Origin of the sequence: Rhodanobacter denitrificans (genome assembly GCF_000230695.2) — a bacterium.
GTDB lineage: Bacteria > Pseudomonadota > Gammaproteobacteria > Xanthomonadales > Rhodanobacteraceae > Rhodanobacter > Rhodanobacter denitrificans.
In genome coordinates this window covers 2,439,057-2,460,135 of sequence record NC_020541.1, presented here as the reverse complement: position 1 = coordinate 2,460,135, position 21,079 = coordinate 2,439,057, and the positions used below count along the sequence as shown (strand labels likewise).

The 21,079-nt window shown below is 68.3% G+C and carries 22 protein-coding genes; 18 read left to right on the top strand and 4 right to left on the bottom strand.

From position 1 onward, the window contains the following. The first annotated feature begins 255 nt into the window (after nucleotides 1–255). The 6 genes from R2APBS1_RS11230 to R2APBS1_RS11205 all read left to right on the top strand — a co-directional run bounded on the left by R2APBS1_RS11230 (nucleotide 256) and on the right by R2APBS1_RS11205 (nucleotide 6,535). Nucleotides 256–1,032, top strand: coding sequence for an iron-containing redox enzyme family protein (locus R2APBS1_RS11230; RefSeq protein ID WP_007511155.1), 777 nt, complete (start codon nucleotides 256–258; stop codon nucleotides 1,030–1,032). Between the two features lie 79 nt (nucleotides 1,033–1,111). Next, nucleotides 1,112–3,850 (top strand): putative bifunctional diguanylate cyclase/phosphodiesterase, encoded by a 2,739-nt coding sequence (locus R2APBS1_RS11225; RefSeq protein WP_015448022.1) that lies wholly within the window; start codon nucleotides 1,112–1,114, stop codon nucleotides 3,848–3,850. Between the two features lie 105 nt (nucleotides 3,851–3,955). Further along, the gene (gene lipA, locus R2APBS1_RS11220) at nucleotides 3,956–4,933 is read left to right on the top strand and encodes a lipoyl synthase (RefSeq protein ID WP_015448021.1); all 978 of its coding nucleotides are present in this window, start codon (nucleotides 3,956–3,958) and stop codon (nucleotides 4,931–4,933) included. Between the two features lie 60 nt (nucleotides 4,934–4,993). Beyond that, nucleotides 4,994–5,209 carry a hypothetical protein gene (locus R2APBS1_RS11215; RefSeq protein WP_007511158.1) on the top strand — a complete coding sequence of 72 codons (216 nt, stop codon included), beginning with the start codon at nucleotides 4,994–4,996 and terminating at the stop codon, nucleotides 5,207–5,209. Between the two features lie 32 nt (nucleotides 5,210–5,241). Further along, nucleotides 5,242–5,583 carry a carboxymuconolactone decarboxylase family protein gene (locus tag R2APBS1_RS11210; RefSeq protein WP_007511159.1) on the top strand — a complete coding sequence of 114 codons (342 nt, stop codon included), beginning with the start codon at nucleotides 5,242–5,244 and terminating at the stop codon, nucleotides 5,581–5,583. A gap of 1 nt (nucleotide 5,584) precedes the next feature. Then, nucleotides 5,585–6,535 (top strand): PLP-dependent cysteine synthase family protein, encoded by a 951-nt coding sequence (locus R2APBS1_RS11205; protein ID WP_015448020.1) that lies wholly within the window; start codon nucleotides 5,585–5,587, stop codon nucleotides 6,533–6,535. A gap of 68 nt (nucleotides 6,536–6,603) precedes the next feature. Here the strand turns inward: R2APBS1_RS11205 and R2APBS1_RS11200 are convergent, their stop codons facing one another. Continuing rightward, complete coding sequence (locus R2APBS1_RS11200; protein WP_015448019.1) at nucleotides 6,604–8,403, bottom strand: aminopeptidase P family protein; 1,800 nt, start codon at nucleotides 8,401–8,403, stop codon at nucleotides 6,604–6,606. Between the two features lie 144 nt (nucleotides 8,404–8,547). Between R2APBS1_RS11200 and pyrG the strand changes: the two genes are divergently transcribed. The 8 genes from pyrG (at nucleotide 8,548) to truD (ending at nucleotide 16,444) form a co-directional block, all read left to right on the top strand. Further along, entirely contained in the window at nucleotides 8,548–10,218 is a 1,671-nt protein-coding gene (pyrG, locus tag R2APBS1_RS11195; protein ID WP_015448018.1) for a CTP synthase, read from the top strand. Then, nucleotides 10,215–11,051, top strand: coding sequence for a 3-deoxy-8-phosphooctulonate synthase (gene kdsA, locus R2APBS1_RS11190; RefSeq protein WP_015448017.1), 837 nt, complete (start codon nucleotides 10,215–10,217; stop codon nucleotides 11,049–11,051). The genes pyrG and kdsA overlap by 4 nt, the downstream gene beginning before the upstream one ends. 62 nt (nucleotides 11,052–11,113) lie before the next feature. Continuing rightward, nucleotides 11,114–12,412: a phosphopyruvate hydratase gene (eno, locus tag R2APBS1_RS11185; RefSeq protein WP_007511168.1), complete on the top strand. Its 1,299-nt coding sequence runs from the start codon at nucleotides 11,114–11,116 to the stop codon at nucleotides 12,410–12,412. Between the two features lie 10 nt (nucleotides 12,413–12,422). Then, a complete protein-coding gene (gene ftsB / locus R2APBS1_RS11180; protein ID WP_007511170.1) occupies nucleotides 12,423–12,758 on the top strand; it encodes a cell division protein FtsB in 336 nt (111 codons plus the stop codon). Continuing rightward, a complete protein-coding gene (ispD, locus tag R2APBS1_RS11175) occupies nucleotides 12,755–13,453 on the top strand; it encodes a 2-C-methyl-D-erythritol 4-phosphate cytidylyltransferase (RefSeq protein ID WP_015448016.1) in 699 nt (232 codons plus the stop codon). Before ftsB ends, ispD begins: the two co-directional genes overlap by 4 nt. Before the next feature lie 10 nt (nucleotides 13,454–13,463). Next, nucleotides 13,464–13,937: a 2-C-methyl-D-erythritol 2,4-cyclodiphosphate synthase gene (gene ispF, locus R2APBS1_RS11170; protein ID WP_007511174.1), complete on the top strand. Its 474-nt coding sequence runs from the start codon at nucleotides 13,464–13,466 to the stop codon at nucleotides 13,935–13,937. Then, complete coding sequence (gene mgtE, locus R2APBS1_RS11165; protein ID WP_007511176.1) at nucleotides 13,934–15,328, top strand: magnesium transporter; 1,395 nt, start codon at nucleotides 13,934–13,936, stop codon at nucleotides 15,326–15,328. The genes ispF and mgtE overlap by 4 nt, the downstream gene beginning before the upstream one ends. Before the next feature lie 105 nt (nucleotides 15,329–15,433). After that, complete coding sequence (gene truD / locus R2APBS1_RS11160; protein WP_015448015.1) at nucleotides 15,434–16,444, top strand: tRNA pseudouridine(13) synthase TruD; 1,011 nt, start codon at nucleotides 15,434–15,436, stop codon at nucleotides 16,442–16,444. 96 nt (nucleotides 16,445–16,540) lie between these two features. On the opposite strand, the gene R2APBS1_RS11155 is transcribed toward truD, so the two are convergent. Further along, nucleotides 16,541–17,086: a Smr/MutS family protein gene (locus tag R2APBS1_RS11155; protein ID WP_007511212.1), complete on the bottom strand. Its 546-nt coding sequence runs from the start codon at nucleotides 17,084–17,086 to the stop codon at nucleotides 16,541–16,543. A 140-nt stretch (nucleotides 17,087–17,226) separates the two neighbouring features. Here R2APBS1_RS11155 and surE point away from each other — a divergent pair, with 140 nt between their 5' ends. The 4 genes from surE to R2APBS1_RS11135 are packed head-to-tail and all read left to right on the top strand — an operon-like array spanning nucleotide 17,227 to nucleotide 20,345. Then, a complete protein-coding gene (gene surE / locus R2APBS1_RS11150) occupies nucleotides 17,227–18,024 on the top strand; it encodes a 5'/3'-nucleotidase SurE (RefSeq protein ID WP_015448014.1) in 798 nt (265 codons plus the stop codon). A gap of 3 nt (nucleotides 18,025–18,027) precedes the next feature. Further along, complete coding sequence (locus R2APBS1_RS11145) at nucleotides 18,028–18,708, top strand: protein-L-isoaspartate(D-aspartate) O-methyltransferase (protein WP_007511217.1); 681 nt, start codon at nucleotides 18,028–18,030, stop codon at nucleotides 18,706–18,708. Further along, nucleotides 18,708–19,316: a YqaA family protein gene (locus R2APBS1_RS11140; RefSeq protein ID WP_015448013.1), complete on the top strand. Its 609-nt coding sequence runs from the start codon at nucleotides 18,708–18,710 to the stop codon at nucleotides 19,314–19,316. Before R2APBS1_RS11145 ends, R2APBS1_RS11140 begins: the two co-directional genes overlap by 1 nt. A 48-nt stretch (nucleotides 19,317–19,364) precedes the next feature. Next, the gene (locus tag R2APBS1_RS11135) at nucleotides 19,365–20,345 is read left to right on the top strand and encodes a peptidoglycan DD-metalloendopeptidase family protein (protein ID WP_041677019.1); all 981 of its coding nucleotides are present in this window, start codon (nucleotides 19,365–19,367) and stop codon (nucleotides 20,343–20,345) included. A 16-nt stretch (nucleotides 20,346–20,361) separates the two neighbouring features. Here R2APBS1_RS11135 and R2APBS1_RS11130 read toward each other — a convergent pair whose 3' ends face one another. Continuing rightward, nucleotides 20,362–20,739 (bottom strand): Mth938-like domain-containing protein, encoded by a 378-nt coding sequence (locus R2APBS1_RS11130; RefSeq protein ID WP_015448011.1) that lies wholly within the window; start codon nucleotides 20,737–20,739, stop codon nucleotides 20,362–20,364. Then, entirely contained in the window at nucleotides 20,739–21,035 is a 297-nt protein-coding gene (gene yhbY / locus R2APBS1_RS11125) for a ribosome assembly RNA-binding protein YhbY (RefSeq protein ID WP_007511225.1), read from the bottom strand. Before yhbY ends, R2APBS1_RS11130 begins: the two co-directional genes overlap by 1 nt. Between the last annotated feature and the right edge of the window lie 44 nt (nucleotides 21,036–21,079).

The window sequence follows — 21,079 nt, the reverse complement described above, 5'->3', positions numbered from 1 at the left end:
AAGGCTGTACCGCACTGGCCATCCATCGGGGGGATGGAGCCGGATGTGAAGCGTCGCCATGGCCCCGCACCGCACCGGCGGCGGCCACGATGCGGGCATCGCATGCGAGAGGGCGCCGCCACCGGGGTCATGCACCACAGAATTCCGGCATCACCGCGATGCCGGTGGCGGCCGGTATCGGGGCTTCAGCCTTGCGTGCCGGCCAACGACGCTGCAGCCGACTGCAGCACCCATTGACGACCGAGGAAAACCGTCATGCATACTCGTTTTGAGCGTACCGGCCCCCTGACCGAACTGAGCAGCTATCCGCAGTGGGCGCAAGATATGGTGGTTGACTGCGAAAGCACCAAGCAGAGCGTGCTGGATCACGAGCTGTGGGCGATGATGCGGGAGGTTCGGCTTGATCACGCTTCCACCGCCAATTTCATGGTGGGGGTCTGGCCGTTCATCGAGCGCTTCCCGAGCTTCATGGCACTGAATCTGCTGAAAACCCGCTACGGGCGCAGTCTTGGCGACGACGTGGCGCGTCGCTGGCTGGTGCGCAACATACGGGTCGAACAGAATCATGCCGAGTACTGGCTTGCCTGGGCCGAGGGCTCCGGTGTGCCTCGTGACGACGTGCTGAACGCGCGGCCCCCGCATGGCACTCAGACGCTGGCCAACTGGTGCGAGGAAATCAGTGCCAACGGAACCCTGGCTGCGGGCATGATCGCCACCAACTATGCCATCGAGGGCGTCACCGGCGAGTGGTCGCGGCCCATCTATGAGAGCACCGCTTATGCCGAGAGCTTTCCCCCCAGGATCAGGACGGGCAGCCTGCGTTGGCTCCAGCTGCACGCGGCCTACGACGACATCCACCCCTGGGAGGCACTGGAAATTGTCTGCACATTGCTGGGCATGACGCCCAAGGCTGACGAAGTGGCTCATCTGGGTGAGTGCGTCCGCAGAAGCTATACAAGCATGCGCATCGTCGGCGACCTCTGCATGCAGACGCATCGGCCGTCCACATGGATGAAGGAAGCGGCTGCCTGACGGCTGTCGAGACAACGGGCAGGGCGTTCCATTGACGGGTCAGGCATGAGATAACTTGCGCATGCGCAAGGTGTCTCCCATGTTGCAGCAACCTTTGTCCCGACGCATGTTGCCGCTGGCCTACGCGCTGGTGGTGATGTTGGCCACGATCCTCGGGCTGACATGGTTTGCCCTGCAGACCCAGGTCACTCTCGCTGGATTTCTCAACAGCGAGAGTGTCTGGTCCAAGGCCCAGAAGCAGGCGGTGATCGCCCTGGATGCCTATGCAGTCACCGGCAGCCCCGCCGATCTTGCCGGGTTCTGGCAAAACTACTCTGTCCTCGATTCGGATCGGTTGGCGCGCGACGAGATCGCGTCGGGAAGTTTCGACCAGGAAGTGGTGGACAGGGCCTTTGTCCATGGCAACGTCATGCCGACGGCGAAGCCCGGCATGATTTTCGTGCTGGAGCACTTCTCCGGAGCACCTTATTTGCGTGACGCACTGGCAGCGTGGCGCTCCAGTGATGCGGAGATTGCCCAGCTAGCCTCGATTGCCAAGGAGCTGGAACACACGCATGCCGCCGGAGCCTCTTCGGCTGAACAGGCAGCCATCCAGCGTGGCCGCATTCATGCCCTGAATGATTCGATCGAGCCGAAGGCCAACCGGTTTTCGCTCGAAATCGCCCGTGGCACGACGTGGATGGGGCATATGCTGTTCATTGGCGTGTTGAGTGCCGCCTGCATTGCCGTTCTGCTGTGGCTGGACATGGCGCGCCGCACGCTGGTCAGCATCCGCGGCAGCGAGGAGCGCTATCGCCTGCTGTTCGACAGCGCCGCCGATGCGATCGTGATGGTCGACGAGGCCAGCGGACGGATCCTGGACGTCAACCGCACCGCTTCGGCGTGGACCGGGCGCAGCGCGGACGAGCTGGTCGGCGACCGCTTCGTGCACCTGTTCACGCAGTCCATGGCGGGGCAGCAGACCGGGCGGGCCGCCGCCAACGTGCTGCTCGGGGCCAAGGGTCAGACCCGTCCGGTGGAAACGCAGACCAGCCTGGTCAACTGGGGCAGCCAGCCGGTGCGTCAGGCGATCATCCGCGACATTTCCGAGCGGGTGGCGATGGAGCGCGAGCGCCGGATCGCCGCCGAGGCGCTGGCCAGCATCGCCGAAGGCGTGATCATCGCCGATGCCGGGCGGCTGGTGATCTCGACCAATGCGGCGCATGCCGAGCTGACCGGTTTCACCAGCCAGGCGCTGCAGGGCAGGCGCCTCGACGACACCCGTCGCCTGCCCGGTGGCCAGCCGCTGCCGCGGTCGATCTGGGACAGCGTGGCCGCCGGCCACAACTGGATGGGCGAGGTCGTGAGTCTGCGCAGCGACGGCAGCAGCTATCCCGAGCACCTCAGCCTCAGCACGATCCGCGATGCCGACGACCAGGTGGTCTACTACGTCGCCGTGCTCACCGACATCCACGAGGCGAAGGCGAACCAGCATCGGCTGGAGCAGATGGCGCGGCACGACCCGCTGACCGGCCTGGTCAACCGGGCGGAGTTCGAACGGCATTGCGCCGAGGCGATCGCGGTGGCCGAACGCGAGCGGCTGGCGGCGGTGGTGCTGTTCATCGACCTGGATGCATTCAAGATCGTCAACGACAGCTACAGCCACGCGATCGGCGACCGCCTGCTGGTCAAGGTGGCCGAAAGGATCCGCCGGCAACTGTCCGAGGGCGACGTGGCCGGGCGCATCGGCGGCGACGAGTTCACCGTGCTGATCCCGCGGCTGATCCTGCGCGAGGACGCGCGGGCGATCGTCAGCCGGCTGCTGGCCAGCCTGTCCGAGCCGCTGCTGGTGGACGATTACGAGATCGTGCTGAGCGCCAGCATCGGCGTGGCCGGCTATCCGCTGGACGGCGACAACGCGCTGGCGTTGATCGCGAACGCCGACGCGGCGATGTACGCGGCAAAGACCGAGGAGCGCAATGCGTTCCGCTTCTACACGCCGATGATGCACGCCGATACCCGCCGGCGCCTGCAGCTGGCGGCCGAGTTGCGCCAGGCGCTGGCGCGCAACGAATTCCATCTGGTGTTCCAGCCCAGCGTCGAGCTGCGCAGCGGCCGCATCGTGGCGGTGGAGGCGTTGCTGCGCTGGCAGCATCCGGAACGCGGCGAGGTACTGCCGGCCGAGTTCATCCCGGTGGCCGAAAGCCTGGGCCTGATCCGCCGCATCGACGAGTGGGTGATGCAGACCACCTGCGCCCAGATCCAGGCCTGGGACCTGGCCGGCGTGCCGCCGATCCGCGTGGCGGTGAACATCTCGGCGCGCTGGTTCGGCCACCCGGCCTTCGTCGACGGGGTCAGCCGCAACCTGCAGTCGCGGCGGCTGGCGCCCGGACGATTGCTGCTGGAGATCACCGAGAGCGCAATGCTGCGGTTGGGCGACGACATCGAGCGCACCATGCAGACCCTGCACACGCTCGGCATCGCGGTGGCGATCGACGATTTCGGCACCGGTTATTCCTCGATGGCATACCTGAAACTGCCGGCGGTGACCTGCCTGAAGATCGACCGCTCCTTCGTCACCGGCCTGCCGGGCGACGGCAACGACGCGGCGATCACCGTGGCGATGCTGGCGATGGCGAAAAGCCTTGGTCTGATCACGATCGCCGAGGGCATCGAGACCGAGGCGCAGCATGAGTTCCTGCTGCGCAGCGGTTGCATCGAGGGGCAGGGCTATCTGTATTCCTACCCGTTGCGGCCCGAGGAAGTGCAGCGCCTGCTGTGCCCGAGCCAGCCGTCGGTGCCGATGCGGCTGAAGCTGGTGCCGCCCAAACGCAGTTGAGCGGCGCCCGGTGGACGGCGCCGGCCCGGCTGCCTTGATGTGCATCAGGGCAGGCGGCTGCGTGGAGCGGGACACTGGTTGCAGTCCAGCCAGCCGCGACCGTTCATGTCCAGCAGTCACTCCATCCCCGATGGCAGCAAGTACGTCAGTGCGCAGGGCACCCGCGCGGTCAAGGGCGGCCAGAAGCCCAATGCGCACAGCCATGAGCCCGACGTCAGCCGCAAGCCGCCGTGGCTGCGCGTGAAGCTGCCCAGCGGCGCGCGTTACGAGGAAGTGGCCGACATCGTGCGCACGCACCAGCTCAACACCGTGTGCGCCGAATCCAAGTGCCCCAACATCGCCGAGTGCTGGGGCAGCGGCACCGCCACGCTGATGCTGATGGGCTCAGTGTGCACGCGCGCGTGCAAGTTCTGCTCGGTCTCCACCGGCAACCCGAACGGCTGGCTCGACCCGCTGGAACCGGCCAAGGTGGCCGATGCGGTGGCGCTGATGGGGCTGAAGTACGTGGTGCTCACCTCGGTGGATCGCGACGACCTGGCGGACGGCGGTGCCGCCCACTACGCCGCCTGCGTGAAGGCCATCCACCTGCGCTCGCCCGATACCGCGGTGGAGGCGCTCACGCCCGATTTCGCCGGCAACCATGCCAGCGTCGCCACAGTGCTCGACGCCGGCCTGGCCACCTACGCGCAAAACCTGGAAACCGTGCGCCGCCTCACCCATCCGGTGCGCGATCCGCGCGCAGGCTACGAGCAGACCCTGGGCGTGCTGGCGTTCGCCAAGCGCCACGCGCCCAAGACGCTCACCAAGACCAGCCTGATGCTGGGCCTGGGCGAAACCGACGCCGAGGTCGAGCAGGCGCTGGACGACATGCGCGCCGCCCACGTGGACGTGGTCACCCTGGGCCAGTACATGCGGCCCAGCCCGCACCACCTGCCGGTGGAGCGCTTCGTCACGCCGGACGAGTTCCGCGATTATCGCAAGCTGGCGCTCGGCAAGGGTTTTCTGGAGGCGGTCGCAGGACCGCTGGTTCGTTCGAGTTATCGCGCCGAACGCGTGCTGGAGCACAACAATCTGGGGCTGTGACCCGCGGCGCGCCGGGTCGGTCCATCACTTCGATGTCCATCGACATCAGGAGGTAGCGCCATGTTCCGTTTCTTCGTACGACGTTCCCTTCGCCGCTCGCTGACCGGGCCCGACGCCGCCGGCGCCGTGCTGGCGCCGGGCCGCAAGCTTTTCGTTGCACCGGCCGGCGAGTCCGTGCTGGCGCAGGAGCAGCGCGTCGACGACGAGCTCGCCCAGAGTTTCCCGGCCAGCGACCCGCCGAGCTGGGTGCAGGGCACGGTGTCGGCGCAGCATTGAATTTCCACCCGGCTTCATCCAAGGAGGATGGCATGGACACGACGATATACCCGCCGGCGACGGCGGAACTGGCGCGCAAGCGCCGCGAACTGGCGCCTGCGCCGCTGGATGCGTTCAAGGCGTTCAGCGCCGCGGTGTTCGCCGACGGCGCGCTGCCGGCGGTCACCAAGCAGCTGATCGCGGTGGCGGTGGCGCACGTCACCCAGTGCCCGTACTGCATCAAGGGACATACCGCCGGCGCCTTGAAGCAGGGCGCCAGCGAGCAGCAGATCATGGAGGCGATCTGGGTCGCCGCCGAGATGCGCGCGGGCGGCGCCTACGCCCATTCCGCGCTGGCGCTGGACACGATGCGTCACGCGCACGAGGCCGCCTGAGATGGCCACGCGCTTCACCACGGTATCGGACAGCATCCTCGACGCGGTCGGCGACACCCCGTTACTGGAGATCGAGGGCGTCTACGCGAAGATCGAGTTCCTCAATCCTTCCGGCTCGATCAAGGCGCGCATCGCCAAGTACATGATCGAGCGGGCGGAGCAGGAAGGTTTGCTCAAGCCCGGCGACACCATCGTGGAAGCGACCAGCGGCAACACCGGCAACGCGCTGTCGATGGTGGCGGCGGTGAAGGGCTACCGCATGCTGGTGGTGATGCCCGAGGGCCTGTCCAGCGAGCGCGTGGCGATCTCGCGGGCCTACGGCGCGGACGTGCTGTTCTGCGGCAATTTCCATGTCAACGAGGCGCTGGTGCGCGCGCAGCGGCTCGGCCAGCAGGCCGGCTACTTCTGCCCCAGCCAGTTCGAGTCGGAATGGAACGTGGAGGAGAACCGGCTGATCCTCGGCCCGGAAATCCTGGCCCAGCTGCCGCCGGGCCGCGTGCCCGATGCGCTGGTGCTGGGCGTCGGCACTGGCGGCACGCTGATCGGCGTGGGCCAGGCATTCCGCGAGGTCAATCCGAATGTGCGGTTGTTCGCGATGGAGCCGTCCGAATCGTGCACGATCCTGTGCGGCGAGATTGCCGCGCACACCATCGAAGGCATTTCCGACGGCTTCGTGCCGGGCATCTTCCAGCGCCACGCGGGGCTGGTGAACGAGGTGCTGAACGTCTCCAGCACCGATGCCGTAAGCGAGATGAAGCGGCTGGCGCGCAGCTACGGGCTGTTCTGCGGACCGAGTTCCGGCGCGCACCTGCTCGCCGCCAAGCGCATCCGGCAGAATTTCCCGGAACTGAAGACGGTGGTGACGGTGTTCTGCGACGAGGGCGAAAAGTACCTGCACGAGTACTTTATGCAGCCTGCCGCTGTCGACGTGGGCGCCACGCACTTTCGCTGAGGCGGTCACGCGTGGCCGGCCGCGCGACGCAGGGCGGCCACTGTCCGCCCTGCGCTTTCGGGGAGGAGCTACAGCGGCGCGCAGTGGCGGCTCAGCCACTCCAGGTCGGCGGCCTCCAGCAGCGGGCTGAGCGCGGCGCGCACGCTGGCGTGGTAGTCGTCCAGCCAGGCACGTTCCTCCGGGTTGAGCAGGCCCGGTTCCAGCGCGCGGCGGTCGAACGGGCACATCGTCAGCGTCTCGAAGGCGAGGAATTCGCCGAACTCGGTGCGGTCGGCTTCGACCACCACGGCCAGGTTCTCGTGGCGGATGCCGTGCCGGCCGGGCTTGTACAGGCCCGGCTCGATCGAGCTGATCATGCCCGGTTCCAGCGCCACCAGCGCGCCGCCGGCGACCGGCGGGCGGATCGACTGCGGGCCCTCGTGCACGTTGAGGAAGTAGCCCACGCCGTGGCCGGTGCCGTGGCCGTAGTCCATGCCGCTGGCCCACAGCGGCGCGCGCGCCAGTGCATCCAACTGCGGGCCGCTGGCGCCCTTCGGAAAGCGGGCGCGCGACAGCCCGATCATGCCCTTCAGCACCAGCGTGGCGTCGCGGCGCTGTTCCGGCGTGGTCTCGCCCAACGCCAGCACGCGGGTGATGTCGGTGGTGCCGCCGAGGTACTGGCCGCCCGAGTCGACCAGCAGCAGGCCCTTCGCCTGCAGCGTGACGTGCGATTCCGGCGTGGCGCGGTAGTGCGGCAGCGCGCCGTTCGCCTGGTAGCCGGCGATGGTGGCGAAGCTCTCGCCGACCCAGCCCGGCTGGGCCGAGCGTTCTTCGTGCAGCAAGGTGTCGACGTCCAGTTCGGTCACCGTCATGCCGGCGGCGAGGCGCTGTTCCAGCCGGCGGAAAGCGCGCACCAGGGCGGCGCCGTCGCGGCGCATCACGTCGCGGATGTGGTCGAGTTCGGCGACGCTCTTGACCGCCTTGAACGCGGTGCTCGGATTGGCTGCCTCGATCCGGCTCACGCCTGACGGGATCGCCGCGGCGATCGCGCTGACCACCCGGCCGCTGTCCAGCAGCAGGCGGTCGGCAGCATCCAGTTCCTGCAGGGTCGAGGTGATCGAGGCGTAATCGGCGATGCCGATGCCGTCGGCAGCCAGTTTCGCGACCAGCGCATCGCTCAGCTTGGCGCGGCCGACGAACAGGGTGGCGCGGTGGTCCGCCTGGACCAGCAGATGGGCCAGGAACACCGGGTTGCACTCCACGTCGCTGCCGCGCAGGTTGGTCAGCCAGGCGATGTCGTCGAGGCTGGACAGCAGGTGATGGGTGGCGCCGAGCCTGTGCATCGCCTTGCGCAGGTGGGCCAGCTTGTCGGCACGCGAGATGCAGGCCCAGGCCAGCTCGTGTTCGACCACCGGCGCCTGCGGCAGGGCCGGGCGATCCGCCCAGATCGCGCCGGGCAGGTCCAGGTCGGTGCGCACCGTGGCGCCGCTGTCGGCAAGCCGGCGCTCGATCTGGCGCTGGGTGGTCGCGGCCACGCTGTCGCCGGCCACGGCCAGCACGTCGCCCTCGTGCAGATGCTGCTGCAGCCACTCGAGATGCTCGGGCGTGTGCGGCACGCGCAGCTTCATCAGGCCGATGCCGCTGCCGGCGAGCTGCTGTTCGGCCTGCGAGAAGTAGCGCGAGTCGGTCCACAGCCCGGCCTGCTCGCGGCTGACGATCAGGGTGCCGGCCGAACCGGTGAAGCCGGACAGCCATTCGCGCGCGGCCCAGTGGGCGGGCAGGTATTCGGACAGGTGCGGATCGGCGCTGGGAACCAGCACGGCAGCGACGCCGTGCTGCTGCATGGCCGCACGCAGGGCGGCGAGACGGGCGAGGACGGGGTTGTTCATCCGGCCATGCTAGCAGGCGTTCCGCGGCCGTTTCATCCGTGGTGGACAGTTGGAAATGAACCGATCGCGACAAATTCTGCGCTTCCATCTCGCAGCGGGACGCTTCTGCAGCTAAAATGCCAATTTCCAGCACGGCTGCTTTCCATGACCCCCCTGATTTTCGTCACCGGCGGTGTGGTGTCCTCGCTTGGCAAGGGCATTGCTGCGGCGTCGCTCGCTTCCATTCTCGAAGCGCGCGGCCTTTCGGTCACCATGATGAAGCTCGATCCCTATATCAACGTGGATCCGGGCACGATGAGTCCGTTCCAGCACGGCGAGGTCTACGTGACCGACGACGGCGCCGAGACCGACCTCGACCTCGGCCACTACGAGCGCTTCGTCCGTACCCGCCTGACCGGCAAGAACTCGATCACCACCGGCAAGATCTACGAGAGCGTGATCCGCAAGGAGCGCCGCGGCGATTACCTCGGTGCCACCGTGCAGGTGATCCCGCACATCACCGACGAGATCAAGCACTGCATCCACGAGGCCACCCGCGGCTTCGACGTGGCGCTGGTGGAGATCGGCGGCACGGTGGGCGACATCGAATCGCTGCCGTTCCTGGAGGCGATCCGCCAGCTGCGCATCGAGCACGGACCGGAGAAGGTGGTGTTCATGCACCTCACCCTGGTGCCGTACATCAAGGCCGCCGGCGAGATCAAGACCAAGCCGACCCAGCATTCGGTGAAGGAACTGCGCTCGATCGGCATCCAGCCGGACATCCTGCTGTGCCGCTGCGAGCAGCCGCTGCCCGAGAGCGAACGGCGCAAGATCGCACTGTTCACCAACGTGCCGGAGCAGGCGGTGATCAGCGCTACTGACGTGGACATCATCTACAAGCAGCCGCTGTACCTGCATCAGCAGGGCCTGGACGACATCGTGGTCAAGCGCCTCGGCCTGGACGCCAAGCCGGCCGACCTGTCCGAATGGCAGCGCACGGTCGATGCGGTGGAACATCCGAAGGACGAGATCACCGTCGCCATCGTCGGCAAGTACGTCGAGCACAAGGACGCCTACAAGTCGCTGGGCGAGGCGCTGCGCCACGGCGGCATCAAGCAGCTGACGCGGGTGAACCTGGACTGGGTCGACTCCGAGCAGGTCGAGGCCGAAGGCGCCGCCAAGGTGCTCGGCAAGGCCGACGCGATCCTGGTGCCCGGCGGCTTCGGCAAGCGCGGTTTCGAGGGCAAGGTGCTGGCCGCGAAGTACGCGCGCGAGCACGGCGTGCCGTACTTCGGCATCTGCTACGGCATGCACGCGGCGGTGGTGGATTTCGCCCGCCACGTGGCCGGCCTCGCCGATGCCGACTCCAGCGAGAACGACCGCAACACGCCGAACCCGGTGATCGCGCTGATCACCGAATGGACCACCGCGGCAGGCGAGGTCGAGCAGCGCAGCGACCGCTCCGACCTCGGCGGCACCATGCGCCTGGGCGCGCAGGAATGCCGCCTCAAGGCCGGCACGCTGGCACGCGAGCTGTACGGCCAGGACGTGGTGCGCGAACGCCATCGCCACCGCTACGAGTTCAACAACCGCTACCGCCAGCCGTTCGAGGACCTGGGCCTGGTGATCTCCGGCAAGTCGATGGACGACCTGCTGGTGGAAATCGTGGAGCTGCCGCAACAGCGGCATCCGTGGTTCCTCGGCTGCCAGGCGCACCCGGAGTTCACCTCGACCCCGCGCGACGGCCACCCGCTGTTCATCGGCTTCGTGCGCGCGGCGCGCGAGTTCAAGGCCGTGCGCGACGGCGAGAAGCTGGCCCGGGAGCGCGTGGCATGAAGTTGTGCGGCTTCGACGTCGGCCTGGACCGGCCGCTGTTCCTGATCGCCGGTCCGTGCGTGGTGGAGTCCGAGCAACTGCAGCTGGACACCGCCGGCACGCTGAAGGAGATCACCTCGCGGCTCGGCGTGAACTTCATCTTCAAGTCCAGCTTCGACAAGGCGAACCGTTCCTCCGGCGAGAGCTTCCGCGGGCCGGGGCTGGAGGAAGGCCTGCGCATCCTGGGCGAGGTGAGGCGGCAGATCGGTGTGCCGGTGCTCACCGACGTGCACGAGTACACGCCGATGGACGAGGTCGCCGCGGTAGTCGACGTGCTGCAGACGCCGGCCTTCCTGTGCCGGCAGACCGACTTCATCCAGAAGGTGGCGCGTGCCGGCAAGCCGGTGAACATCAAGAAGGGCCAGTTCCTCGCGCCGTGGGACATGAAGCACGTGGTGGCCAAGGCGAAAGCCGTCGGCAACGATGCCATCATGGTGTGCGAGCGCGGCGCCAGCTTCGGCTACAACAACCTGGTGTCGGACATGCGCTCGCTGAGCGTGATGCGCGATACGAACTGCCCGGTCGTGTTCGACGCCACCCATTCGGTGCAGTTGCCGGGCGGCCAGGGCGCCACCTCGGGCGGCCAGCGCGAGTTCGTGCCGGTGCTGGCGCGCGCCGCGGTGGCGGTGGGCGTGGCCGGCCTGTTCGCCGAGACGCATCCCGACCCCAGCAAGGCGCTCAGCGATGGCCCCAACGCGTGGCCGCTGGGCAAGATGGAGGCGCTGCTGGAAACCCTGCTGGAGCTGGATGCCGTAACCAAGCGGCACCGCTTCCTGGAGCAGGATGTTTCCTGAAACACCGGGCGCAGCGATGCGCCCGTTCCAACTCATTCACCACCCAGGCAGACGGACACCGCATGAGCACCCAGATCACCCGCATCCACGCCCGTGAAATCCTCGACTCGCGCGGCAACCCCACGCTGGAAGCCGAAGTCACCCTGGCCGGCGGCGGCTTCGGCCGCGCCGCCGTGCCCAGCGGCGCATCCACCGGTTCGCGCGAGGCGGTCGAGCTGCGCGACGGCGACAAGTCACGCTACGGCGGCAAGGGCGTGAAGAACGCGGTGGCGAACGTCAACACCACGATTGCCGCGGCGCTGAAGGGTTTCGATGCGGCTGACCAGAAAGGCCTGGATGCGAAACTGATCGCGCTGGACGGCACGCCGAACAAGGGCAAGCTGGGCGCGAATGCGCTGCTCGGCGTGTCGATGGCGGCGGCGCACGCGGTGGCCGCGTCGCGCGGCGAGCCGCTGTGGCAGTACCTGTCGCACGGCAAGCCCGGCGTGCTGCCGGTGCCGATGATGAACATCATCAACGGCGGCGCGCACGCCGACAACAACGTGGACGTGCAGGAGTTCATGATACTGCCGGTGGGCCTGCCGACGTTCGCTGAGGCGCTGCGCGCCGGTGCGGAGATCTTCCATGCGCTGAAGAGCGTGCTGCACGGCCGCGGCCTCAGCACCGCGGTGGGCGACGAGGGGGGCTTTGCGCCAAACCTGCGCTCCAACGTCGAGGCGATCGACACCATTCTCGAAGCCGTCCACAAGACCGGCTACAAGGTCGGCAGCGAGATCCTGCTCGGCCTCGACGCGGCCAGTTCCGAGTTCTACAAGAACGGCAAGTACGACCTCGCCGGCGAAGGCAAGCAGTACAGCTCGGCGCAGTTCGTCGACCTGCTCGCCGGCTGGGCCAGGCAGTACCCGATTGTCACCATCGAGGACGGCATGGCCGAAGGCGACTGGGACGGCTGGAAGCTGCTCACCGATGCGATCGGCGAGCGCGTGCAGGTGGTCGGCGACGACCTGTTCGTGACCAATCCGGCGATCTTCCGCGAGGGCATCGAGAAGCACATCGCCAATTCGATCCTGATCAAGGTGAACCAGATCGGCACGCTGTCCGAGACCCTGGAAGCGATCGCGATGGCCGACGCGGCGAAGTATTCGGCGGTGATCTCGCATCGCTCCGGCGAGACCGAGGACACCACCATTGCCGACATCGCGGTGGCTACCACGGCGACCCAGATCAAGACCGGCTCGCTGTGCCGCAGCGATCGCGTGGCGAAGTACAACCAGCTGCTGCGCATCGAGGAGGCGCTGGGTTCGGCCGCACGCTATGCCGGCCGCGGGGCGTTTCCGAACCTGACCCGCCTGCCGGGCTGAACGGCCGCCCATGCTGCGCTGGATCGCCCTGGTTCTGATCCTGCTGCTGATCGGCCTGCAGCTGAAGCTGTGGACCGGCAGCGGCAGCATGCACGAGGTGGACAGCCTGCGCGTGGCGGTGAAGAAACAGGCCGACGAGAACGCGAAGCTGCTGCAGCGCAACCAGGCGGTCGGCGCCGATGTGCTGGACTTGAAGCATGGCGACCAGGCAGTCGAGGCGCGTGCGCGCACCGAGTTGGGCCTGATCAAGCCAGGTGAGGTGTTCTACCAGGTGGTGGAAACGCCGGCCTCGGCGTCCAGCAGCCTGCCGCCGCCGCCACCCGCCACGCCCGCCGGGTCGCCATGAGCGCGCCGGCGCTGTGGTGCGTGGTGCCGGCCGCGGGGCGCGGCACCCGGGTTGGCGGCGACTGCCCGAAGCAATACCTGCCGCTGGCCGGGCGGCCGCTGATCGCGCACACGCTGGAGCGGCTCGCTGCGCATCCGCGGATCGGCGGCCTGCTGGTGACGCTGGCCGCTGGCGATGCGCACTGGTCCAGGATCGACACGCTCAGCGGCAAGCCGGTGCTGACCGCGGTCGGTGGGGCCGAGCGCAGCGATTCGGTGCTGGCCGGAATCGACGCCTTGCCGGCGTCGGTGGGTGCGGACGATTTCGTGCTGGTGCACGACGCCGCGCGGCCCTGCGTGCGGCTGGCCGACATCGGCAGGCTGATCGAGCTGGCCGGGGCGGCCGACGGCGGCCTGCTCGGCGCGCCGCTGCGCGATACGCTGAAGCGCGCCGATGCGGCCGGCCGCAGTGTGCAGACCGAGCCGCGCGACCTGCGTTGGCGTGCCTTCACGCCACAGATGTTCCGGCGTGGTCAACTGGCGCTGGCGCTGCGCGACGCGGCACGGCGCGGCGCAACCGTCAGCGACGAGGCGATGGCGATGGAGCTGGCCGGCTTCACGCCGTTGCTGGTCGAGGGCGCCGAGGACAACATCAAGGTGACCACGGCAGCGGATTTCGCGCTGGCCGAGTTCCTGCTTGCAAGGACAGTCGCATGAGGGCCGCCCCATGAGGATCGGACAGGGTTTCGACGTGCATGCATTCGGCGAGGGCGACCACGTCACCCTGGGTGGCGTGCGCGTACCGCATCGTCGCGGCGTGGTGGCGCATTCGGACGGCGACGTGGTGATCCATGCGCTGTGCGACGCGATCTTCGGTGCACTGGCGCTGGGCGACATCGGCCGGCATTTCCCGCCCTCGGACGAGCGCTGGCGCGATGCCGACAGCCGCCAGTTCCTGCGCCATGCGGCGATGCTGATGGCGCAGCATGGCTACACGCTGGGCAATGCCGACATCACCGTGATCGGCGAGGCGCCGAAGATCGGCCCGCACGCGCAGGCGATGCGCGAGAACCTCGCTGTCGACCTGGACAGCGAGGTCGGCCGCATCAGCGTCAAGGCCACCACCACCGAAAGACTCGGCTTCTGCGGCCGCGGCGAGGGGATCGCTGCGCAGGCGTGCGTCCTGCTGGAGCGCGCGTGACCGAAGTAGAGGCCCGCAGCGCCACCAGCCGGCTGCACGACCAGCTCGAAGCCATCGTCGAGGTGCTGCGCCGGCATGACGACGAAGGCCCGCTGCCGGCCGGATCGCAGGCCGAATTGCGCCGGCAACTGGACGAACTGCACCCGGCCGACATCGCCTTCATCCTCGAATCGCTGCCGCTGGACGACCGCCTGGCGGTCTGGCAGCTGGTCAAGGCCGACCGCGACGGCGAGATCCTGCTGGAAGTATCCGATGCGGTGCGCGAATCGCTGATCGCGGACATGGACCGCCAGGAGATCCTCGCCGCGGTCGAGCCGCTGGACGCGGACGAGCTGGCCGACCTGGTCGAGGATCTGCCGACCGCGATGCTGCCGGAGCTGATGGCGAGCCTGGACACGCAGCAGCGCCAGCAGGTGCAGTCGGCGCTGTCCTACGGGGACGACCAGGTCGGCGCGCTGATGGACTTCGAGATGGTCACCATCCGCGAGGATGTGAGCCTGGAAGTGGTGTTGCGCTACCTGCGCCGCTGGGACGAGCTGCCGGCGCAGACCGACAAGTTGTTCGTGATCAACCACGACAACCTGCTCACCGGCGTGCTGCCGCTGCACTGGCTGCTGGTGAACCCGCCGGAAAAAATGGTCAGTGCGGTGATGGCGCCGGACGTCAACACCTTCCACCCCACCGACGATGCGTACGACGTGGCGCAGGCGTTCGAGCGCTACGACCTGGTGACCGCGCCGGTGGTCGACGAGAGCGGCCACCTGATCGGCCGCATCACCATCGACGCGATGGTCGACGTGATCCGCGAGGAAAGCGAGAGCGAAGCGCTCAGCCGCGGCGGCCTGCGCGAGGAGGAGGACATCTTCGCCTCGGTATGGGCCTCGCTGAAGAACCGCTGGGCGTGGCTGGCGATCAACCTGGTCACCGCGTTCATCGCCTCGCGCGTGATCGGCCTGTTCGAAGGCTCGATCGAGCGGCTGGTGGCGCTGGCCGCGCTGATGCCGATCGTGGCCGGCATCGGCGGCAACTCCGGCAACCAGACCATCACCATGATCGTGCGCGCGCTGGCGCTGAACCAGATCACCACCGAGAGCGCGAAGCGGCTATGGCGCAAGGAACTGACCGTGTCGCTGCTGAACGGGCTGGTCTGGGGCGGGGTGATCGGCGTCGTCGCGTGGCTGCTGTACGACAGCGCCTCGCTGGGCCTGGTGATGACCGCGGCGATGACGCTGAACCTGCTGCTGGCCGCGTTCGCCGGCGTCGGCATCCCGGTGCTGATGACGAAGTTCGGCCGCGATCCGGCGCTGGGCTCCAGCGTACTGATCACCGCGATGACCGACAGCGGCGGTTTCTTCATTTTTCTTGGCCTCGCCACCATCTTCTTGATGTAGGAGCCCGCTTGCGGGCGATGCTTTTGCTCTAGGTACTTCGGTGGAGATTCAGAGCAGAGCATCGCCCGCGAGTGGGCTCCTACAAAACTGACCGGACCTTTCGACGTGCAAGAACTTCCCCACGCCTTCGGCGAACCGCCACTGACCGCCCGACTGCGCAGCGCGCCGGAGGACTTCCAGGTCGAGGAGATCCTCGGCTACGACGCCGACGGTGCCGGCGAACACGCCCTGCTGTGGGTGGAGAAGCGCGGCGCGAATACCGACTGGGTGGCGCGAGAACTGGCGAAGTTCGCCGGCGTGCCGCCAGTCGCGGTGGGCTACGCAGGGCTGAAGGATCGCCACGCGGTGACCCGGCAGACCTTCTCCGTGCAGCTGGCGGGCAAGCCCGACCCGGACTGGTCGGCGTTCCCGCACGCGGAAGTGAAGGTGCTGGCGGCGACGCGGCATTCGCGCAAACTGAAGCGCGGCGCATTGCGCGGCAACCGCTTCGTGCTTGTGCTGCGCGAGGTGCAGGGCGACCGCGGCGCGGCGGAACAGGCGCTGCAGCAGATCGCCGCGCGCGGCGTGCCGAACTATTTCGGCGAACAGCGCTTCGGCCGCGAGGGCGGCAACGTGGCGCAGGCGCGGGCGATGTTCGGCGGGCGTCGCGTGGATCGCGACCAGCGCTCGTTCCTGTTGTCCGCGGCGCGTTCGCAGATCTTCAACAGCGTGCTGGCGGCACGGGTCGAACGCGGCGCCTGGGACAGCCCGCTGGATGGCGAGATCTGGTCGCTGGCCGGCTCGCGCTCGTGGTTCGGGCCGGAACCGTTCAACGCGGTGCTGGCCGAACGGCTGGCCCGCGCCGACATCCATCCGTCCGGCCCGTTGTGGGGGCAGGGCGAGCCGCCGAGCCAGGGCGAGGCGGGCGCGCTGGAGCGCGAGATCGGCGCGGCGAACGACGACCTGGCCGCCGGCCTGGCGGCGGCGCGGATGGACCAGGAACGCCGCCCGCTGCGGCTGCTGCCGAAGGACCTGCGCCGGCGCTGGCTGGGCGACGACGCGCTGGAACTGTCGTTCGAGCTGCCGGCCGGCGCGTACGCCACGGTGGTCGTGCGCGAAGTGGCCTCGATCGCGTAGGAGCGCAGCCTGTCCACAAGGGACTTCCTTCATCGCGTGCGATGCTTTTGCTCTCGCATCGGGAAGAGCATTCGCGCCCCGGACGCGCTCCTGCAGTCAGCCCCTGAGCAGGACGACCACCGCCCCGGTGCCGCCCAGCGCCGGTCGTGCCGAGGCGAATGCGATCACGTCGTCGCGTCGGCGCAGCAGGCGGTCGGTGAGGCCTTTCAGCACCGGTCCGGCGGCTTTCGAGCGCAGGCCCTTGCCGTGCACGATGCGCACGCAGCGCAGGCCGTGCTGTTTCGCCTCGGCCAGGAAGGCGACGATGCTGGCCTGCGCGGCGGCGGCGTTCATCTGGTGCAGGTCGAGGTCGTCCTGCACGCTGAACTGGCCACGCTTGAGCTGGCGCAGCAGCTTCGGCGGGTAGCCATCGCGCAAGTAGCCCAGTTCCTCGCCCACTTCGAGCAGGGCCGGGTCAAACGCCATGTCCAGCAGTTCGCCGGGCACGGCGGCTTCGTCCGCGTCCAGCATGTGCGGATGCGGCGCGGGCTTCGCCGCCGCTGGTGGCGGCGCCACCGGGTCGAGCGGACGCACGTCGCCGATCGCCTCGCGGAACAGGCGGCTGTCGTCGTCGTTGACCCGTGCAGGTGGGCGGCGCTTCATGTCGGCATGCTAAGTCAAAGCGCGCAGCGGATGCCCGGACGATGTGAAACCCATGCCGCGCTCCGGTAAACTCGACGGGTGTGGCGCGCACCGTGGGGTCATGGACCAGCGTGTCCGCAGTCAGCTTTCGACGGAGCATCATGCGAGTTCTGGTCAGTAACGACGATGGCGTGGATGCACCTGGCATCCACGTGCTTGCCGAGCGCCTCGGCGAAGTGGCCCAGGTGACGGTGGTGGCGCCCGACCGCGATCGTTCCGGCGCCAGCAATTCGCTTACGCTCGATGCGCCGCTGCGCGTGCTGCCGATGGGCAACGGCTACTACCGCGTCGCCGGCACGCCGACCGATTGCGTGCATCTGGCGCTGGCCGGACTGCTGGACGAAGAGCCCGACATGGTCGTCTCCGGCATCAACAACTCGGCGAACCTCGGCGACGACGTGATCTATTCCGGCACGGTGTCGGCGGCGATGGAAGGGCGCTTCCTGGGACTGCCGGCAATCGCGGTGTCGCTGGTCAGCCATGACCACAAGGGCGTGCACTACGACTCGGCGGCGAAGGCGGTGCTGCTGCTGATGCAGCGGCTGCTGGTCGATCCGCTGCCGGCCGATACCATCCTCAACGTCAACGTGCCGGATCGGCCGTGGGCGGAAATCGAGGGCTTCGAGGTGACCCGCCTCGGTCGCCGCCATCGCGCCGCGCCGTGCATCGCGCAGACCGATCCGCGCGGCCGGCCGATCTGGTGGATCGGTCCGGCCGGCGAGGTGGACGATGCCGGTCCCGGCACCGATTTCAATGCCGTGCGGCGCGGCTTTGTTTCGGTCACGCCGATCCATGTCGACCTGACCCGCTTCCAGGCGCTGGAGAAGGTCAGCAGCTGGATGCAGCCGCTGAGCGACGCGATGGCGGTAGGCCGGACCAGCAACGACGAGGCGGCCTGAGCCATGACCACGTATCCATTGCCTGCCGCGGATCTGAAAGGCGAGGGGATGACCTCGCAGCGCGCGCGCGATCGCCTTGCGGCGACCCTGAAGGATGGCGGCATCCGCGATCTGCGCGTGATCGAGGTGATCCGCAACCTGCCGCGCCACCACTTCATCGACCAGGCGCTGCATTCGCGCGCCTACGAAAACGACGCGCTGCCGATCGGCCACGGCCAGACCATTTCGCAGCCTTGGGTGGTGGCGCGCATGACCGAGGCGCTGCTCGAGTTCGGGGTGCCGCAGAAGGTGCTGGAGATCGGCACCGGCTCCGGCTACCAGGCGGCGGTGCTGGCCGCGCTGGTGCCGCAGGTGTTCACCGTGGAGCGGATCGAGGCGCTGCTGCGCCAGGCACGCCGGCGCTTCCGCCAGCTCGGCCTGGCCAACCTGCGTTCGCGCTACGACGATGGCAAGCTCGGCTGGCCGGACGAGGCGCCGTTCGACGCGATCATCCTCACTGCCGCCGGCGACACCATTCCGACCCGCATCCTCGACCAGCTCAGTCCCACCGGCGTCTTGGTGGCGCCGGTCGGCTCGCCGAGCCGGCAGACCCTGATCCGCATGCGTGGCGACGGCAAGGGCGACTTCATCCAGGAGGAACTGGGCGCAGTCAGTTTCGTGCCGCTGCTGGGCGGGATCGGCTGATGCGTCTGTTCGGGGCACTTTATGCGCGTGCACTGACTTGGGCGCGCGAGCCGCGGGCGCTGTATTACCTGTCCGGGCTGAGCTTCGTCGAATCGTTCATCTTCCCGATTCCGCCGGAAGTGATGCTGGCACCGATGATGCTGGGCAAGCGGCACAAGGCGTTCTTCTTCGCCAACGTCAGCCTGCTGTTCTCGCTGCTGGGTGCGCTGGTCGGCTACGTGCTGGGCCATTGGGCGTTCCATGCCTTGCGGCCGGTGCTCGATGCGCTGCACCTGCTGGCACCGATCGAGCAGGGCGTGGCGACCTTGAGCCGACAGATGGTCGAGCATCGCTGGGGCATGTACGGCGTGCTGACCCTGGCCGCGCTGCAACCGGTGGTGCCGATGAAGTTCGTCACCTGGGCGTGCGGCATCATCGGCGTGCCGATCCTGCCGTTCCTGGTCTGCATCGGTCTTGGCCGCGGCAAGCGCGTGTGGTTGCTGGCGTTGCTGATCCGCCTGGTCGGCGAGCGTGCCGAGCGGATCCTGCACGAACACATCGAACGGATCGGCTGGGCCGCGCTGGTGCTGCTGGCCCTGCTGCTGGTGTGGTGGTTCTGGTTGCATTGAGCAGCCGCGGCGCGGGGGCGTCGCATGAAAAAGGCCGTCCGCCTCGGTATGCTGGTGCGCATGGACCGATATCTTTCGTGTTGCGCAACCCTGGCCGTGACCCTGCTGCTTGCCGCTTGCGGCACCATGCGCAGCTCGGTCGTGGTGGAACCGGTGGCTGGCGGCTACGACGAGCACCGACCTGTCGCGTCGACACCGGCCCGTACACCGATTCCCGGCGGCAGCTATGCCGTGGCCAAGGGCGACACGCTGTACTCGATCGCGTTCCGCAAGGGCGTGGACTTCCGCGACCTGGCGCAATGGAACGGGATCGCCGCACCGTACACGATCTGGCCGGGGCAGCGGCTGACGCTTTCGCCGCCGGCAGGACGTGCCGCCGCGCCGCCGGCAGCCGCGCCCGTGCATGCCGCCGGCGCATCCGTGTCGAGTGCGCCGGCGCCGTCGGCGCCGGTGTTCGAGCCGGTGGCGGCGCCGGCTTCTCCCTCCGCGGCCCCGTCCGTGGAGGCGCCGGGCACCGCCACGGCGAACGCGCCGCCAAGGCCGGTCGCGCCCGCCGTCGTTGCGACGTCCGTCGTGCCGGTGGCGGGCGTGCCGACCGCCGCGCCGGCAAGCATGCCGCCGCCGGCGCCCGCGGCCGCCGGGGTGTCACGCGTGGTCAGCCACGTGCAATGGCGCTGGCCGGCCGACGGCAGCCTGGTGGGGCGTTTCCAGAGTGGCGACGCGATCCCCGGCATCGAGATCGCCGGCAAGTCCGGCGACCCGGTGCGTGCCGCCGCCGATGGTGTGGTGGTGTACAGCGGCAACGGCCTGGTCGGCTACGGCGAGCTGGTGATCATCAAGCACAGCGACAGCTTCCTGTCCGCCTATGGCCACAACAGCAAGCGCCTGGTCAAGGAAGGCCAACGGGTCAGCATGGGTCAGCAGATCGCCGAGATGGGGTCGACCGGCACTACCCGCAACGAGCTGGAATTCCAGATCCGCAAGGACGGCAATCCGGTCGACCCACTGGGCTACCTGCCGCCGCGCTGATGAAGGTGCCTGCCGCTCAGGCCGGCGGCAGGATGAAACCGGCGATCACCCGTCGCCCTTCGCCGGCCAGCAGGTTGTAGGTGCGCGCGGCGGCAGCGTTGTCCATCACTTCGATGCCGATGCCCTTGCGCAGGAAACCGGCCATGAAGGCCGCGGCCGGGAACGCCTGGCGTTCGCCGGTGCCCAGCACCACCAGTTCGGGCCGCAATGCCAGCACGGCTTCCACGTGGCCGGCGTCGAGTGCCTCGACGGCGGTGACCGGCCAGTCCTCGACGGCCCGGTCCGGCGCCAGCAGGAAGCTGCGGGCGATCTCGCGGTCGATCAGGGTGATGCCGCGTGCGCCGACACGACGCACGTAGATATAGCCTTCGGGGCGTTCGAGCGACAGGTCCATCAGCGTGGCAGGGCGATCTTCGGCTCGTCGGCGTTGCGCCGGAACAGCACCACGACGTGGCCGATCTGGTGGATCGGCTCGGCCCCGGTGCCATGGGTCAGTACGTCGATCTGGGCCTGCCGCTCGTCCTTGTCGCCGCCTGACAGCTTCACCTTGACCAGCTCGTGGATATCCAGCGCCTGGCCCAGTTCCTTCACCACGGCGTCACTGGCACCCTTGTTGCCGAGCAGGACGACCGGGCTCAGGTCATGGGCGAGGCTGCGCAGGTAGCGGATCTGCGAGGGGGAAAGGGCCATGCGGCAGTGCTCGATTCGCGGTCAATGAACGGCAAAGGGTATCA